The sequence below is a fragment of the Georgenia sp. H159 genome (assembly GCF_035607575.1).
Classification (GTDB): Bacteria; Actinomycetota; Actinomycetes; order Actinomycetales; family Actinomycetaceae; genus Oceanitalea.
On record NZ_JAYDZY010000001.1, the window covers coordinates 234,162 to 250,222 of the forward strand.

Consider the following 16,061-nt stretch of genomic DNA (forward strand, 5'->3'; position numbering starts at 1 on the left):
GCTCGCGGGCGACGGGATGCTGCTGCCCGACACGGCGAACGGCACCGCCGTGCGGCCCTACGACGCCGCGGGTGTGGAGCGGGCCGTCCGTGACCTCCTCGTCGCGATCGGGGAGGACCCCGACCGCGACGGTCTGCGTGACACGCCCGCCCGGGTGTCCCGCGCCTTCGCCGAGACCTTCGCCGGGATGCGCACCGACCCGTCGCAGGTGCTGACGACGAGCTTCGACCTCGGGCACGAGGAGATGATCCTCGTGCGCGACATCGAGGTCTACTCCACGTGCGAGCACCACCTCGTGCCCTTCCACGGCGTCGCCCACGTCGGCTACATCCCCGGCCCCAGCGGCCGGGTGACCGGGCTGAGCAAGATCGCCCGGCTGGTGGAGGCCTTCGCCCGTCGCCCGCAGGTGCAGGAGCGCCTCACGTCCCAGATTGCCGACGCGCTGGTCGCCGGCCTGGAGCCCACCGGCGCGATCGTCGTCATCGAGTGCGAGCACCTGTGCATGTCGATGCGCGGGGTCCGCAAGCCCGGAGCGCGCACCATCACCTCCGCGGTGCGGGGGCAGATGCGTGACGCCGCCACCCGCGCGGAGGCGATGAGCCTCATCGCGCCCCACCGGTAGCCGTGGCCGCCACCGGTCCCGGGGACAGCCCGCGCGCACGCTTCGCCGACCTCGGCGCGGCGGGCCGGACGCTGGTCATGGGCATCGTCAACGTCACGCCGGACTCCTTCTCCGACGGCGGACGCTGGCTCCAGCCGGAGGTCGCCGTCGCCCACGCGCGGCTGCTGCGGGCACAGGGCGCCGACGTCCTGGACATCGGCGGCGAGTCGACCCGTCCCGGGTCGGAGCGTGTGCCCGTCGACGTCGAGCTCGAGCGGGTGCTGCCGGTCGTCCGGGAGCTTGCCGCCGAGGGGGCCGTCGTCAGCGTCGACACCGTCCACGCGGAGACCGCCGACGCCTGCCTGAGCGCCGGGGCGGTCATCGTCAACGACGTCTCCGGCGGCCTCGCCGACCCGGACATGTTCGCGGTGGTCGCACGCCGTGAGGCTCCCTACGTCCTCGGGCACTGGCGGGGCGACCCGGCGACGATGAACGAGCGCGCCGTGTACGACGACGTCGTGACCGAGGCACGCGAGGAGCTCGCCCGGCAGCTGACCGCCGCCCGCTCGGCCGGCGTCGACCCCGGCCTCGTCGTCCTCGACCCCGGGCTCGGGTTCGCCAAGGAGGGGCAGCACAACTGGGAGCTGCTCGCCGGGCTCGAGGAGCTGCAGGGACTGGGCCACCCCGTGCTCGTCGGCGCGTCCCGCAAACGGTTCCTCGGCACGCTGCTCGCGGACCCCGACGGCGCGCCGGCACCGCCACTCGCCCGCGACAGGGCGACGGCGGCCGTCTCCGCGCTGGTCGCGGCGGCAGGGGCGTGGGGGGTCCGCGTGCACGAGGTGCTCGGATCGGTGGACGCGGTCCGGGTCGCCGCCGCACTCTCCCGGGCCCGGCGGTCGCGATGACCGCGCTCGACCGCATCACGCTCACCGGGCTGCGGGCCCGCGGCACCCACGGGGTGCTGCCCGCGGAGCGGGAGCTGGGCCAGGAGTTCAGCGCGGACGTCGTCCTGCACGTGGACACCCGTGCGGCAGCCGCTGACGACGACCTGTCCGCCACCGTCAACTACGCCGAGGTGGCCCAGGACGCCGTCGCCGTCCTCGCCGGGCCGCCCGTGGACCTCATCGAGACCGTCGCCGCGCGGATCGCGGACCGCGCGCTGCGCCACCCGCGGGTGCGTGCCGTCGACGTCACGGTCCACAAGCCGCAGGCCCCCGTCCCGGTCCCCTTCGCCGACGTCACCGTCCACGTCCACCGCACCGCGGGTGCGAGTGGTGATGTGGTCCTCGCCCTCGGCGCGAACCTCGGCGACGCCCGCACGACCCTGCGCGACGCGCTCACCCAGCTCGACCGCCACCCCCGCGTGGCGGTGACCGCGGTGTCCCCGCTGCTGCGCAGCGCCGCCGTCGTGGCCCCCGGGACGCCGCCGCAGCCGGACTACCTCAACGCCGTCGCGCTCCTGCGCACGGACCTCCCGCCCCGTGAGCTCCTCGCGCTGTGCCAGGGCATCGAGCTGGCTCACGGGCGCGTGCGCACCGAGCGCTGGGGTGCGCGCCCCCTCGACCTCGACCTGGTCGCCGTCGGGTCCCTCACCTGGCAGGACGAGGACCTCACGCTCCCGCACCCGCGGGCGCACGAACGGGGCTTCGTGCTCGCGCCGTGGGCCCGGGTGGCGCCGGACGCCGTCCTGCCCGGCCACGGCTCGGTCGCGGAGCTCGCCGACCGGGTGGGCGACGGCGGGCAGTGGCTGGACGAGAGCTGGTGGGAGGCCTGATGCAGAGCACGAGCTGGCAGACGCTGGTCCTCACCGCGATCGTCGTCGGCGCGGTGTCCTACGCCGGGCTGACCGTGCTCGAGTCCCGCAGCGGCGCCCTCCTGCCCGTCCCCGGGCTCATGTGGGCGGGGCTCGCGGTCATCGCCGTCGTCCTCCTCCAGCTGGGACGGTCGGTGCGGCGGCTGACGGAGGGGGAGCCGACCCGGATGGACCTGCTGCGGGCCGCGCGGGTCGCCATGTTCGCCAAGGCGTGCTCGCTGTGTGGTGCCGCCTTCATCGGGTACTTCGCGGCGCAGGTGCTCATCGCGTGGACGAACATCTCGGCGCCGGCGCTGCAGGGGCACGCGCTGTCCTCCGTCGCTGCCGGGGTGGCGTCCCTCGTGCTCGTCGCCGTGGCACTCCTCGTCGAGCACTGGTGCAGCCTCCCACCCGACGACGACGGCGAACCCGCCTAGGCTGCGCCGGACGGCAACCCGCGTGTGGCAGGCTGCTCAGTGCCCTACCAGGAGGAACACCGATGAGCACCCCACCGTCCGGCTGGCACGAGGCCGCGACCAGTCCGTTCGCGCCCGCCGGCCTCAGCTTCACGCCGGTCTCCCGCGGACTGGCCAAGGTCCGTCTCATCTCGACGGCGATCTGGCTCGGGCTCCCGCTCGTGGCCCTCGTCGTGCTGGCGGTGATCTTCCCGGGCTGGTGGTGGGCGATCCCCATCGGCGTGCTCGTCGTGCTGCTCGGCTGGCTCGGCTGGCTCATCCCGCGGCAGGTCGCGGCGATCGGGTACGCGGAGCGCGACGAGGACCTCCTTATCCGCAAGGGCATCCTCTTCCGTCAGCTCACGGTCGTGCCCTACGGGCGCATGCAGTACGTCGACGTCCAGGCAGGCCCGCTGGACCGCTGGGCGAAGGTCGCCAAGGTCCAGCTCCACACCGCCTCCGCCGCGACGGACGCCTCGATCCCCGGGCTGCCGCCGGAGGAGGCCTCGCGGCTGCGTGACCGCCTCAGCGAGCGCGGCGAGGCGAGGCTGGCCGGCCTGTGAGCACCGAGCAGCAGCCTGCACCCGAGGAGCAGGTCGAGTGGCGGCGGGTCCACAAGGTCACCCCCGTCCTCAACGCCTGGAAGGTCATCGTCGCGATCTTCGCGGTCCTCGTCTGGCAGAACACCCAGTCGATCGCCCAGCTCTGGGACGAGCGCAGCTCCGTGGACTGGACCCTCGTCCTGCTCATTGGCGGGGGCGTCGTCCTGCTGCTCCTGGCGGTGCTCGCCACCTACTCCGTGCTGTCGTGGCGGATGATGCGCTACGCCGTCGGACGGGACGCCGTCTTCCTCCACAGCGGGATCCTCTTCCGGCAGCAGCGTCACGCGCGACTGAACCGGATCCAGGCCATCGACGTCGTCCAGCCGCTCCTCGCGCGGCTCTTCGGGCTCGCCCAGCTGAAGATCGAGACTGCCGGTGGCGGCGGGTCCTCGGTCGTGCTGGCCTTCCTCAAGGAGGACGAGGCGCAGCGGCTGCGGCGCGAGGTCCTCGACCGAGCCGCGGGCCGCGCGACGGCGACGGCGCCCGACCAGCCCGCGTCCGACGGTGGACCCTCCCCGCTGCGGACGGAGGCGGTTCCCGAGCGCGAGCTGCTGTCCGTCCCCACGGGACGGCTCGTCGGGTCGCTCCTGCTGTCCGGCTCGATGATCGGCTTCGTCCTCATCCTCGTGACCTTCGTCGTCATCGCCGTGGTCGCCGGCAGCGCGGCACCGCTCGTCGGTGTCCTCCCCGGCATCCTGGGGTGGGGTACGTACGTCTGGGGCCGGTTCACGGGCGGCTTCAACTTCCGGGCCGCAATCTCGGCGGACGGCATCCGGCTGCGGTACGGCCTGCTCGAGCAGCGGACGCAGACGGTTCCTCCCGGTCGGATCCACACCGTGGGGCTCAAGCAGCCGCTGCTGTGGCGCCGGCGCGGGTGGTGGCGGGTCGAGGTGAACGTCGCGGGGTACGCAGCGGTCGAGAACCAGATGGAGAGCACCACCGGCACGGTGCTGCTGCCCGTCGGTCCGCGGGGTGACGCACTCACCGCGCTGTGGCTCGTGCTGCCCGACCTCGGGGTCGCCAACCCGCAGGGGGTCATCGACGCCGCGCTCGAGGGCAGCGGTGACGCGGCCGGCTTCCACACGAGCCCGCGCCGGGCTCGCTGGCTGGACCCGATCTCGTGGCGCCGCAACGGCATCCAGCTCACCGAGAGCGCGGTGCTCATGCGCACCGGCCGGCTCAACCGGGCGCTGGCCATCGTGCCGCACGAGCGGACACAGTCGTTGGCGATCAGCCAGGGACCGCTGGAGCGCAAGGCCCGGATCGCGAACGTCGTCGCGGCGACGGTGGGCGGGTCGGTCGCGACGACCGCCCACCATCTCGAGGAGATGACGGCACTCGAGCTCCTCGGCGCGGCCTCGGCGCGCTCACGTGAGGCGCGGCACCGGGAGTCCCCGGAGGAGTGGATGCGCCGCGTGGGGCTCGTGCCGGAGCAGGACGCGGTGCAGCCTCCGGCGCCCGAGGGCCATCCGGTCCAGCCTCCGGCGCCCGAGGGCCATCCGGTCCAGCGACCGGCGCCCGAGGGGCATCCGGTCCAGCCGCCCGCGCCCACGGGGTACGCGGTCCAGCCGCCTGCCACTGACGGGCACCCCGCTCACCCGCCCGCACCCGAGGGCCGCCCGGTCCAGCCGCCCGCCCCCCAGTCCGCACCCGGGTACTCGCCGCCGCGTCACCGGTGAGCACGGCCGCAGGTGGTCCATCTCACCGCCGGCCGCCCGGAGGGCAGGGCGATAATGACGCAGTGACTTCGAGCGTGCCGGGTGAGTCCTCGCCGTCGTCCCGTCCGGGGCGGCTGGGCGTGGGTGTGGTCGGTGCCGGCCGCGTCGGTGCGGTGATCGGCAGTGCCCTGAGGGCCGCCGGCCACAGCGTCGTCGGCGCGAGCGCCGTCTCCGAGGACAGCCGTGACCGCATCGACGCGCTGCTGCCGGGTGTCCCCGTGCTGGAGATCCCCGCCGTCGTCGAGCGGTCCGAGCTCGTCCTCCTCACCGTGCCCGACGACGCCCTCGCCGGTCTCGTCCAGGGCCTCGCCGAGACGGGCGCGTGGCAGGCGGGGCAGATCGTCGTCCACACGGCGGGGCGGTACGGCACCGACGTGCTCGCCCCCGCGCAGCGTGCCGGAGCGATCCCCATCGCGCTGCACCCCGCGATGACGTTCACCGGGACGAGCATCGACCTCTCCCGGCTCGTCGGCTGCCCCTTCGCAGTCACCGCCCCCGCCCCGGTCCTGCCGATCGGCCAGGCCCTCGTCGTCGAGATCGGCGGCGAGCCGGTGGCGTTGCCCGAGTCCGCCCGCCAGCTCTACCACGCGGCCCTCGCCCACGGCGCCAACCACCTCGTCACGCTCGTCACCCAGGCGATGCGGGTGCTCCGCCGCGCCGGTGTCGAGGAGCCGGGCACCTACCTCGCCCCGCTGCTCACCGCCGCCCTCGACGGCACGTTGCGCGACGGCGAGCTCGCGCTCACCGGCCCGGTGCTGCGCGGGGACGCCGGGACGGTCGCCGCGCACATGGCCACGCTCGTGGCCCTGGCCGCCGAGGACGTCGACCTCACCGACGTCCCGTCCGCCTACCGGACCCTTGCCCGGGTCACCACCCAGCGGGCCTGGGGTGCGGGACGCCTCACCGACTCCGCCGCGCAGCTGCTGCTCGACGCCGTGGCCGAGCCGGTCGACGGTCGCGGCGTCACAGGGCCGGGCGGCCCCCAGACGGGCGGCGACGCGGACGGCACCGTCTCCACCCTCGAGGCGCACGACCGGAGCGCCCACCCACCGGCAGGGCCCGCCCTCGTGCGGACCCGCGAGGACCTCCGTGCAGCGCTGGCTGAGCAGTCGGGGACCCGCGCCGTCGTCATGACGATGGGTGCGCTCCACGAGGGGCACCTCGACCTCGTCCGCGAGGCCCGCCGCCGCGCCGACCACGTCGTCGTGACGATCTTCGTCAACCCGCTCCAGTTCGCGCCCGGGGAGGACCTCGAGGCCTACCCGCGCGACCTCGAGGCGGACCTCGGCAAGCTCGCGGACGTCGGCGCGGACCTCGTCTTCGCCCCCGACCGGCAGACGATGTACCCGTCGGGCGACCCCGAGGTCCGGGTGGATCCGGGCCCCGTCGCGACGGTGCTCGAGGGCGTGGCACGCCCGACGCACTTCGCCGGCGTGCTCACGGTCGTGCTCAAGCTCCTCCACCTCACCCGGCCGGACGTCGCGCTCTTCGGCCAGAAGGACGCCCAGCAGCTCGCGCTCGTGCGCGCGATGGCGCGGGACCTCGACCTCGACGTCGAGATCGTCGGCGTGCCGATCCGGCGCGAGCCCGACGGCGTGGCGATGAGCAGCCGCAACGCCTACCTCGACGCCGCCGGCCGGGAGGCCGCCCGCGCACTCCCCGCCGCCCTCCGGGCCGGCGAGGAGGCGGCCGGTGGTGGCGCCGCGGCCGTGCTGCGGGCGGCACGTGAGCGGCTCGGTGACGCGCCCGGTGTCGAGGTCGACTACGTCGAGCTCGTCGACCCTGGGACCATGGAGCCGGTGCCCCCCGGCCGGGGCGGACCAGCACTGCTCGTCGTCGCGGCCCGGGTGGGCGGTACCCGACTCATCGACAACACGATCCTCGACGTCCGGGAGAACGACTGACGATGCCCGCGCCCAGCTCGCTGCAGCGCCCGATGCTCATCGGCAAGATCCACCGCGCCACGGTGACCGCCGCGGACCTCCACTACGTCGGCTCCGTCACCGTCGACGCCGACCTGCTCGACGCCGCCGACCTGCTGCCCGGTCAGCAGGTCGACGTCGTCGACATCACCAACGGGGCGCGGCTCACCACCTACGCGATCCCGGGCGAACGCGGCCGGGGCGACGTGCAGATCAACGGCGCCGCCGCCCACCAGATCCACCCGGGCGACCTCGTCATCCTCATCGCCTACGGCATGCTCAGCGACGCCGAGGCCCGCACCTACACCCCGTCCGTCGTCTTCGTCGACGAGCGCAACCGGGTCCTCGACGTCGGACCGGAGCCCGGGCAGCTGCCCGACGCGGCCGCCGACGTCCCCTTCCCGGTCGAGCCGAGCGGCGTGCCGTTCGCCGACGTCCGCGCCGAGGCAGTCACCGGGCACCGCTGACGTGGTCGAGGTCCTCGAGGGCTTCACCGCGCTCGCGGCGCTCATCGCCCTCGGGGCCCTGCTCGCCCATGTCGGGTTCCTCACCTACGCCAGCCAGACGATGCTGGTGCGGCTGGCGTTCTGGGTCGCCAGCCCCGCCCTGCTGCTCACGGTCGTCGCCGACGCCGACGTCCACGCCGTCTTCTCCGCGAACCTCGTCGCCACCGCCGGCGCCGTCGCCGGCTCGCTCCTGCTCTACCTGCTGCTGTCCCGCCTCGTCGCCCGCCGGCCCGCCCCGGAGACCGTCATCGGCTCGCTGTGCGCGATGTACGTCAACGCCGGGAACCTCGGTCTTCCGATCGCCGCGTACGTCCTCGAGGACGCCGCCCTCGTCGCGCCGGTCCTGCTCCTCCAGCTCATCGTCCTGCAGCCGCTCGCGCTCGCGGTCCTCGACCGCACGACGGCGGGGGAGGCGGCCGGGGTCGGGCGGCTCGTGCTGCGCACGGTGCGCAACCCGCTCATGCTCGGCGCCGTCCTCGGACTGGTCCTGGCGCTCACCGGGATCCAGCTGCCCACGGTCGTCCGGTCGCCGGTCGACCTGCTCGGTGCGATGGCGGTGCCCGCGATGCTCCTGGCCTACGGGGTCTCCCTGCGGCTGGGACCCAAGCCGGGGGGCGGCTCCCCGCCGGGGGAGCTCGCGCTCGTCGTCGCGCTCAAGCTGCTGGTCCAGCCGGCGCTCGCCTACCTCATCGGGCTCGCCGTGGGTCTGCAGGACACGGCCCTGTACGCCGTCGCCGTGCTCGCCGCCCTTCCGACGGCGCAGAACGTCTTCGTGCTGGCGAGCCGCTACGACCGCGCCGTCGTCCTGGCGAGGGACGCGATCTTCCTGTCGACCATCGGTGCGGTGCCGGTCATCCTGGGAATCACCGCGCTGCTCGCGTGACGCGTCGGTCCCGGGCCCGGCCCGATCCTCAGCCGGGCTGCACGGCCAGCCGGCGGATGTACTCCTCCGCCTCCGCCACCCGCATCCTGCGTGCGCCGCGGCGTTCGAGCTCGGCGACCATCGCCGGCTCCGTGCGGGCCAGGTTGAGCCCCCGGCGCACCAGCGTGGCGGGCGGCTTGCGGGCCTCCCCGAGGTCCCGTAGCAGCCGGAACCAGAACGTCTGCAGGCGCGGACGCCACAGGCACAGGGCGTCCGCCAGGATGTCCTCGTCACGGCAGTCGGCGATGAGCTCGGCCGCGAAGATGCCCTCAGCGAGCACGATCGGGCTCCCGCCGGCGTCGAACTGGGTCGTCGTCGTCCGGCGGTTGGTCGGGATGTCGTAGAGGGGCACCTCCGCCCGTCCCGTGCGGGCGATCTCGAGGAGAGCGGCCAGCGCGCCGTCGTGGTCCCAGCTGCGGGGGTTGTCCCAGTCGACGATGCCGTAGCGGCGCGGCAGGTCCGGGTGGTCGCCGTCGCGGTAGAAGTCGTCGAGCGACACGACGGGCAGCCCGAGCCGACCGGTCAGCGAGGTCTTGCCCGAGCCGGACGGCCCGGTGAGCAGCACGATCCGCACCGGTGTGCGCCGCGCTCCGGGCGGGATGTCGAAGAGCCCGGGCTGGGTGACGTCGTCGGGGTCGATGCCGGGGGAGCGGGGCCTGTGGACGGAGCCGGAACGGTCGTCGGCGTCGTGCGCTGGCTCGCCAGAGGTCATGGCCCATCCCCTCGTGCGCCGCACCGGTCCGCGGCGTCCGGGACGAGGATATCGGCCGTTCGGGTCCCGCCGCCCCGCTGGTTAGGATCGGGTGGTGACTGAGACGACCCAGCCCGGCAGCGAGGAGCTCGACCAGGACCTTCCCGAGCAGGTGAGGGTCCGTGCCGAGAAGCGCGCCCGGCTGCTCGCCGCCGGCACCGACCCCTACCCGGTGACCCTCCCGATCACGACGACGATCGCCGCCGTCCGCGAGAGGTACACCTCCCTGGAGGCGGGGGAGGAGACCGACGACGTCGTCGGCGTCGCCGGCCGGGTCATGTACCTCCGCAACACCGGCAAGCTGTGCTTCGTCACGCTCCAGGACGGCGAGGGGCGGCGGTTGCAGGCGATGCTGTCCCGCGCGGAGGTGGGGGAGGAGGCGCTCGCGTCGTTCAAGGCCGACGTCGACCTCGGTGACCACCTGTTCGTCCAGGGGCACGTCATCGCCTCCCGGCGCGGGGAGCTCAGCGTCTTCGCCGACGGCTACCGGCTGGCGGCCAAGGCGCTGCGCCCGCTGCCGAAGACCTACGAGACCGAGGACGGGGAGCAGGTGGCGCTCTCCGAGGAGGGGCGCGTCCGCCGTCGTCATCTCGACCTCATTATGCGGCCGGCCGCCCGCGACATGGTGCGCACGCGCGCCGCGGTCGTGAAGTCCCTCCGGCGCACCCTGGACGCGCGCGAGTTCGTCGAGATCGAGACCCCGATGCTCCAGGTGCAGCCGGGTGGTGCGGCCGCTCGGCCCTTCGTCACCCACATGAACGCCTACGACATCGACCTCTATCTGCGGATCGCACCCGAGCTCTTCCTCAAGCGCGCGGTGGTCGGGGGGATCGAGAAGGTCTTCGAGATCAACCGCAACTTCCGCAACGAGGGCGCCGACTCCAGTCACTCCCCGGAGTTCTCCATGCTCGAGGCATACGAGGCCTACGGCTCCTACGACACGATGGCCGAGCTCACCCGCCGGCTGGTGCAGCAGGCCGCCACCGACGCCTTCGGCAGCACCACCGTGCGCCTGGCGGACGGCACCGACTACGACCTCGGCGGCGAGTGGGCCGAGCTGTCCCTCTACCCCTCCCTGAGCGAGGCACTCGGGGAGGAGGTCACGCCGCAGACCCCCATGGAGGAGCTGGCGCGGCACGCCGAGCGACTGGAGGTCGCCGTCGCCCCGCACTACACGCCCGGCAAGGTCGTCGAGGAGCTGTGGGAGCACGTCGTCGGGGACCACCTGCACGCCCCGACCTTCGTGCGGGACTACCCGGTGGACACCTCACCGCTCACCAGGGAGCACCGGTCCGTCCCCGGCGTGGTGGAGAAGTGGGACCTGTACGTGCGGGGCTTCGAGCTGGCCACCGCCTACTCCGAGCTGGTGGACCCGGTCGTGCAGCGGGAGCGCTTCGCCGCCCAGGCACTGGTCGCGGCGGCCGGTGACCCCGAGGCGATGGTGCTCGACGAGGACTTCCTCGAGGCGATGGAGCAGGGCATGCCGCCCGCCGGCGGCATGGGGATGGGGATCGACCGCCTGCTCATGGCGCTCACCGGCCAGGGCATCCGCGAGACGATCACCTTCCCGCTGGTCAAGCGGGCCTGAGGCCTCGGCTACTCGACGCGGGCGCGGTGCGTCAGCGCGTCGACGAAGACGGTGCTGATGTCCGCGGGGTTGCGCGCGAGGTAGCTGCGGCCGCCGGTCTGGGCCGCGATCAGGCGCAGCACCTCCTCGTCGGTCCCGGGCCCCATGCCGACGGTGATGACGGGGATCGGCTTGCTCGGGTCGACGGCAGCCTGCAGCTCCGCGAGCAGCTGGCTGAGCGAGAGGCCGTCGTCGTCCTCGTTGACGCCGTCGGTGAGCAGGACCACCGAGTTGACGTACCCGGGCTCGAAGTTCTCCTGCACCTCCAAGTACGCGGCGAGCACGGTGTCGTACAGACCGGTGTCCCTCCCCTCACGGGGCTGCCCCGGGAGCGTGGTGACGGCCTCGAGGAGCGCATCACGGTGCGTCCCGGCGCCGTCCTCGGCGTTCAGCGGCGCGATCGGGGCGAGCTCGGTCCAGTCGCTGCCGCCGCGGTGGTCGGTGGAGAACACCCACAGCCCCACCTGGGAGGTGGGTGGGAAGATCTGCATGGCGGTGCCGGCGGAGGCCGCGGCCAGGCCGATGCGTGTCTGCTCACCGACCGGCTGCAGCATCGATCCGGAGACGTCGATGACGGCAAGCATGCGCATGTCGACCGCGACGGTGTTCCAGGCCGTCACCAGCGCGTCGGCCGCGGCCGCCGACGGCGCGGGTGCGGTCGTGACCACGTCGGCAGGCATCCCGGGGACGTCCGGCGCCGACCCGCCGTCGGGGCCGCGGAAGCCCTCCTCCTGCAGGGCCGCCAAGCCGAGCTCCCCCGTGAGGGCCTCCTCGAGCGCGGCCAGCGCGTCCTGCATGCCGACGCCCTGGTCCGGCCCTGGAAGGGGGACCCACGAGTAGCTCAGCGCGCCGGCCCCCTCGGCCGGGACCACCACCTCCAGCGGCGTCGCCGGGTACTGCGCGCGCTGCCGGAAGACTCGCTGCTCGGTGGTCCCGACGGCGGTGACACCCTCCACGTCACTGCTCGCCTGGGCGAGCAGGTCGTCGTCGCTCGCCGTCGCGCGGGACATCCTGATCGTCTCGGCGCCGAGCAGCCGCTCCCCCTGCGGCGTCCCGCGCAGCGCCGCGTCGGCGGAGTGGAGCAGGAGCAGGCCCGTCGTCGACTCCGCGGGGTCGGCGAGGCGCGGGTGGAGCGGCCCGCCGAGGATCTCCTGCCACGGCACGGCCCCGCTGAGCCCGGTGGATGCCGCCTGGGTGCTCGGGACGCCGATCACCACGGGTGTCGTTGCCAGGACCGGGCCCGTGGTGAGGGTGGGCGCCGAGGGGTCCCGGTTGACCCGCTCCACCCAGACGTCGGAGTCGGGGATCCACACGTGGTACAGGGTGGTGCCGCTGCGGATCTGCTCGGCCATGAGGGACGACGGGAGGGCGGTGACGGCGTACGTGGTGCACGGGTCCGCTGCCCGCAGACGGTCACCGGCCGCCACCACGACCGGCGCGAAGTCCGAGGTCGTGGTGACCTGGACGGTGACCTCGCGTCCGCAGCCCGCACCCTCGTCCTCGGGCGCCGCCGGCGCACCCGGCTCTGCGGCGTACTGGCGAAGGATGGCCCACGCCAGCACCGCGATCACGGCGATGATCACGACAAGGCCGAGGACGCGCACGGCGGTGCCCCGGCCCCGCTCCGTTGCGGCACTGGCCATGAAGCAGAACCTAGTCCCTCGAGGGGCGGGCCGGAAGGGAATGGGCCCGAGAACCTGCCCGACGGACGCCGCGCGGTCAGCTCTCTCGCCTGCGCCGTACCGTCCGTACGCCCGTGACCAGGAGGAGTGCGGCCCCGAGGGCCACGAGCGCAACCGCGACCCCGACACCGGTGCCGGACCGCGCGACGCGTGCCGGTCGCTCGACCGTGGTCCCGGCGAGCTCGAGGTCCAGCACGCGGGCGTCGACGGCCACGTCCAGGGCACCGGCGCAGCTCGCGCCGCGGAGGCTCGGCACGCAGAGGTCGACGTCCAGGCGGAGAGTGATCTCGGCGATGAACCCGGCCGCGTGCGCGGCGCCGGCGTCCTCGTCGGCCTCGCCGACGCTCCGCACGGTCACGTCGACCGTGCCCGCGGCTCCCGCCACCCTGGTGAGCAGGCCGGTCACCGCCGACACCTCCGGGACGAGCTCCCCGAGGAGCTCGAGGACCTGGTCGGTGCTCAGGGCGAGGGACAGGTCGACGTCCCGGTCCTGGGGCAGGGTCACGGGAGAGCCGAACACCTCCAGCCCACTTACGCTCGTGCGTGCGGTGGGCGGCTCCTCGGGGTGGGTGGTGACCCGGGAGGTGACGGGTCCGACGTCGAGCACGGGCAGACCGAGAACCGCGACGCGGCCACCCCCGACGCCGGACTCGGCGGACAGCACGCCGTCCTCGACCCGTCGCGTCTCGGCGGTGACCGCCTCCGCGACGAGCAGCGACCCGAGCTCGACGGGTCCCAGGGAGTCGCTCTCCGTCCCCGCGGGTTCGGCCGGGGTCCCGGCCGTGACCGCGGTGAGCGCACGGCCCCGGACGACCGGTCCGGCGGTGAGGCGGTCGACCATGGGGGCCAGGCGCCCGATCGCCCCACTGGTGGTGACGTCGAGCTCCACCTCTCCGGCGACCGCGGTGACACCGGTGGCCGAGGCGTGTCCGCCCTGTGAGGCCGCGGCGGGCGGTGTGGTGGCGCCGGGCGGAGCGGTCAGCACGAGCAGCACGGCCGCGACACCGACCAGCCTGCGTGCCGACATGCTCGCGACCTTACCGGTGGGGACCGGTGGGGACCGGTGGCGACCGGTGCCACTCACTCGCGTCGCGGGGGAGGGGCAGCGCGGGGGACTCGGGGCAGTCCGGGCGGACGGGACCGGTAGACGTGGCCGGTGGGCGTGCGGGTCTCGACGACCGGGCCGGCACGCGGCCCTTCTGGCGCAGGGCCCTCGGCGAGGACCGGTCGGGCCCGCCACCCCGGCGCCGTCTTGACGTAGTTGCACCGCTCGCAGCATCCCTGGAGACCGGCGGCGGTCGTGGCGCCGCCGACGCTGTGGTCGACGACGTGGTCGATGTGGCGGATCGGCGCGTCGCACCAGCGGGTGCGGCACGTGCCGCCGTCGCGGACGGCGATGAAGCGGGCGAGGCCGGCCGGCGCCGTCCGGCGGCGCGACTCCATGGCGACCAGCTGGTCGGCCGGATCGGTGAACAGCCGCCGCAGCCACACCCCCGCCTCACACCGGAGGGCGCGGTCCACGAGGTCACGGGCCCAGGCGGCAGGGACGGTCCCATGGCCGGCGAGCTGTGCGGGCTCCTCCCCGCCGGCGAGGAGGGAGTGGTCCGTCATGACGAGCTGGACCTCGACCGAGGCGGGGACGTCCGCGTCGGTACCGGTGAGCCGCGAGACGAGGGTGTCGGCCATGACCTGCCCGCGGCTGCGGCCGTCTCCGGAGGCCTGGGCGGCGGTGGCGGCCGCGAGCAGGGCGGCGTGCGCCGCGACGGCGCGGCTCACCGGCAGGAGCGCGGTGAGGTAGGCCATCGTGTCCGGTGCCGGCCGGATGCTGACGCACCGGTCCTTCTCCGCCCGGGCAGCACGCTCGACGACGCTGTGCGGGTCGAGCCGGTAGGCGACCTTCTTCGCCTCGGCCACGAGCCGCCGGTCCCCCCAGCCGTCGAGCCGGTCGAGGTCGGTGCACATCTCGCCGTCGAACGCGCGCCGTTCCGCTGTGCCGAGGCAGATGCTCTCGCGGACGAGGAGCGTGGCGCGCCACTCGCTCAGCAGGCCCGTGCGGAGCGCGGCGAGGGTGTGCGGCATGTCCTCCCGCAGGGTGCGTGCCATGCCGAGGTGCTGTCCGCCGCGGTGGGGTGAGAGCCGCCGCGCCAGCGCGACCTCGCTCGCCAGCCCCTTGCACCGCGCGTCCGCGGGGACCCCGGCCGCCTGCTCGGCGTCGTGCCTGGCCTGCGCCAGGTGGGCGGTCACCACCGCCTGGGCGCCCGCCGCGGCAGCCTTGAGGTCCTCCAGCTCGCGCAGCAGGTCGATGCACTGTGCCTGCGTCAGCCCGTGGCCGCCGCGGGCAGGGTCGGCGAGGGGCGCTGCCCGGCGCCCGGCCCGGCTCGCCGTGTCCACGGTGACAGCGGGATCCAGGCACTCGAGCAGCCGGCGCATCTCCGCCACGTCGGTGACGCCCACCGGGAGGGGCGCGGAGCCGTTGTCGACCATGTGTCCACGGTAGGAACGACCACCGACATTTCGTTGGCATGGCGCGGAAAAGTGGACGCGAACTGTGGATCGAGCATGCGCAGGGCAGGACTGTGGAGCAGGGCACCGCTGCCCGCGCGGCCCGAGGAGGCCCCGCGGCCAGTCGGGCTAGCCGGCGGGCGCAGCCTTCGCCGTCGCGCGCCGTCGGCGCCGTGCGACCACCGCGACGAGGGCGAGCGGCACCCCCAGGACGAGCAGCCACGGCAGCACCGCGCCGAGGACGACGAGCACGCCACTCGCGAAGGTCACCAACGCGTTCCAGCCGGTCTCCAGGCCGCCGAGGAAGCCGCCCGCCTCGAGCTGGGCGGGCCGGTCGGCGGACACCGTGATGTGCAACGACGACATCGCGACCTGCTCGCTCAGGTAGGCACGCTCCGACTGGAGGGACTCCAGCTCGCTCTGTCGCTGGCTCAGCGCACCCTCCGCGGCGAGGAGTGCCTCGTTGGACTCCGCCTCGGCCATGAGGGTGAGCAGCCGCTCGGTCGACGTCTGCAGCGCCGCGATCCGGGCGTCGAGGTCGCGCCCACGTCGGGTGACGTCCTCGGAGCTGATGGACAGGTCGGTGACCTCGCCGAGCTCCTCGACGGCGTCGACGGTGGCCGTGAGCTCGGCGGCCGGGACCCGGACCGTGAGCCAGCCGTACGCCTCGCTGCCCTCCGTCCGCGCCTGCTCGGTGCGCTCCTCCACCCGGCCGCCCACGCCCTCGACGAGCCGGACCACCTCGTCCATCGCGGGCGACGGGTCCGCGGCCACGAGGGTGAGCGACCCGGTGGTGACGACCTCCCGGGAGCTCTCCTCCCCGTCCCCGCCGCCCTCCGCGCCGTCGGCGTCCGCGGCCTGCTCGACCGCGCCGTCGTCCCCGCCGCTCGAGTCGGCCGTCCCGGCGTCGTCGCTTCCCGAGCACGCGCCGAGGCCGAGCAGGACCAGGAGGGTGAACGCCACTGTTCGCAGGAGCCTCAT

15 protein-coding genes are annotated in these 16,061 nt (G+C 74.3%); 10 read left to right on the top strand and 5 right to left on the bottom strand.

Annotated elements, in window-relative coordinates; genetic code table 11:
• Positions 1–16 precede the first annotated feature (16 nt).
• The 9 genes from folE (at position 17) to VR894_RS01170 (ending at position 8,479) form a co-directional block, all read left to right on the top strand.
• On the top strand, positions 17–622 hold the full coding sequence (folE, locus tag VR894_RS01130) for a GTP cyclohydrolase I FolE (protein ID WP_324650030.1): 606 nt from the start codon (positions 17–19) through the stop codon (positions 620–622).
• 2 nt (positions 623–624) lie between these two features.
• Complete coding sequence (gene folP / locus VR894_RS01135; RefSeq protein WP_416380784.1) at positions 625–1,506, top strand: dihydropteroate synthase; 882 nt, start codon at positions 625–627, stop codon at positions 1,504–1,506.
• Positions 1,503–2,375 (top strand): 2-amino-4-hydroxy-6-hydroxymethyldihydropteridine diphosphokinase, encoded by an 873-nt coding sequence (gene folK, locus VR894_RS01140; RefSeq protein WP_324649461.1) that lies wholly within the window; start codon positions 1,503–1,505, stop codon positions 2,373–2,375. Before folP ends, folK begins: the two co-directional genes overlap by 4 nt.
• Entirely contained in the window at positions 2,375–2,830 is a 456-nt protein-coding gene (locus tag VR894_RS01145; protein WP_324649462.1) for a DUF3180 domain-containing protein, read from the top strand. The genes folK and VR894_RS01145 overlap by 1 nt, the downstream gene beginning before the upstream one ends.
• A gap of 62 nt (positions 2,831–2,892) precedes the next feature.
• Positions 2,893–3,411, top strand: coding sequence for a PH domain-containing protein (locus tag VR894_RS01150; protein WP_324649463.1), 519 nt, complete (start codon positions 2,893–2,895; stop codon positions 3,409–3,411).
• Entirely contained in the window at positions 3,408–5,129 is a 1,722-nt protein-coding gene (locus tag VR894_RS01155) for a PH domain-containing protein (protein WP_324649464.1), read from the top strand. Before VR894_RS01150 ends, VR894_RS01155 begins: the two co-directional genes overlap by 4 nt.
• A gap of 62 nt (positions 5,130–5,191) precedes the next feature.
• Positions 5,192–7,072 (top strand): pantoate--beta-alanine ligase, encoded by a 1,881-nt coding sequence (gene panC, locus VR894_RS01160; protein WP_416380785.1) that lies wholly within the window; start codon positions 5,192–5,194, stop codon positions 7,070–7,072.
• Positions 7,073–7,074: 2 nt separating this feature from the next.
• Positions 7,075–7,557, top strand: coding sequence for an aspartate 1-decarboxylase (gene panD / locus VR894_RS01165; protein ID WP_324649465.1), 483 nt, complete (start codon positions 7,075–7,077; stop codon positions 7,555–7,557).
• 1 nt (position 7,558) lies between these two features.
• Positions 7,559–8,479: an AEC family transporter gene (locus tag VR894_RS01170; protein ID WP_324649466.1), complete on the top strand. Its 921-nt coding sequence runs from the start codon at positions 7,559–7,561 to the stop codon at positions 8,477–8,479.
• A 28-nt stretch (positions 8,480–8,507) separates the two neighbouring features.
• On the opposite strand, the gene VR894_RS01175 is transcribed toward VR894_RS01170, so the two are convergent.
• Positions 8,508–9,230 (bottom strand): ATP-binding protein, encoded by a 723-nt coding sequence (locus VR894_RS01175; protein ID WP_324649467.1) that lies wholly within the window; start codon positions 9,228–9,230, stop codon positions 8,508–8,510.
• Between the two features lie 94 nt (positions 9,231–9,324).
• Between VR894_RS01175 and lysS the strand changes: the two genes are divergently transcribed.
• Positions 9,325–10,857 carry a lysine--tRNA ligase gene (gene lysS, locus VR894_RS01180; RefSeq protein ID WP_324649468.1) on the top strand — a complete coding sequence of 511 codons (1,533 nt, stop codon included), beginning with the start codon at positions 9,325–9,327 and terminating at the stop codon, positions 10,855–10,857.
• Positions 10,858–10,865: 8 nt separating this feature from the next.
• On the opposite strand, the gene VR894_RS01185 is transcribed toward lysS, so the two are convergent.
• From VR894_RS01185 to VR894_RS01200, 4 genes are all read right to left on the bottom strand, one after another.
• Positions 10,866–12,539 carry a VWA domain-containing protein gene (locus VR894_RS01185; protein ID WP_324649469.1) on the bottom strand — a complete coding sequence of 558 codons (1,674 nt, stop codon included), beginning with the start codon at positions 12,537–12,539 and terminating at the stop codon, positions 10,866–10,868.
• A gap of 76 nt (positions 12,540–12,615) precedes the next feature.
• Positions 12,616–13,605 carry a hypothetical protein gene (locus VR894_RS01190; RefSeq protein WP_324649470.1) on the bottom strand — a complete coding sequence of 330 codons (990 nt, stop codon included), beginning with the start codon at positions 13,603–13,605 and terminating at the stop codon, positions 12,616–12,618.
• 53 nt (positions 13,606–13,658) lie between these two features.
• Positions 13,659–15,062, bottom strand: coding sequence for an HNH endonuclease (locus tag VR894_RS01195; protein ID WP_324649471.1), 1,404 nt, complete (start codon positions 15,060–15,062; stop codon positions 13,659–13,661).
• 147 nt (positions 15,063–15,209) lie between these two features.
• The gene (locus VR894_RS01200; protein ID WP_324649473.1) at positions 15,210–16,061 is read right to left on the bottom strand and encodes a DUF4349 domain-containing protein; all 852 of its coding nucleotides are present in this window, start codon (positions 16,059–16,061) and stop codon (positions 15,210–15,212) included.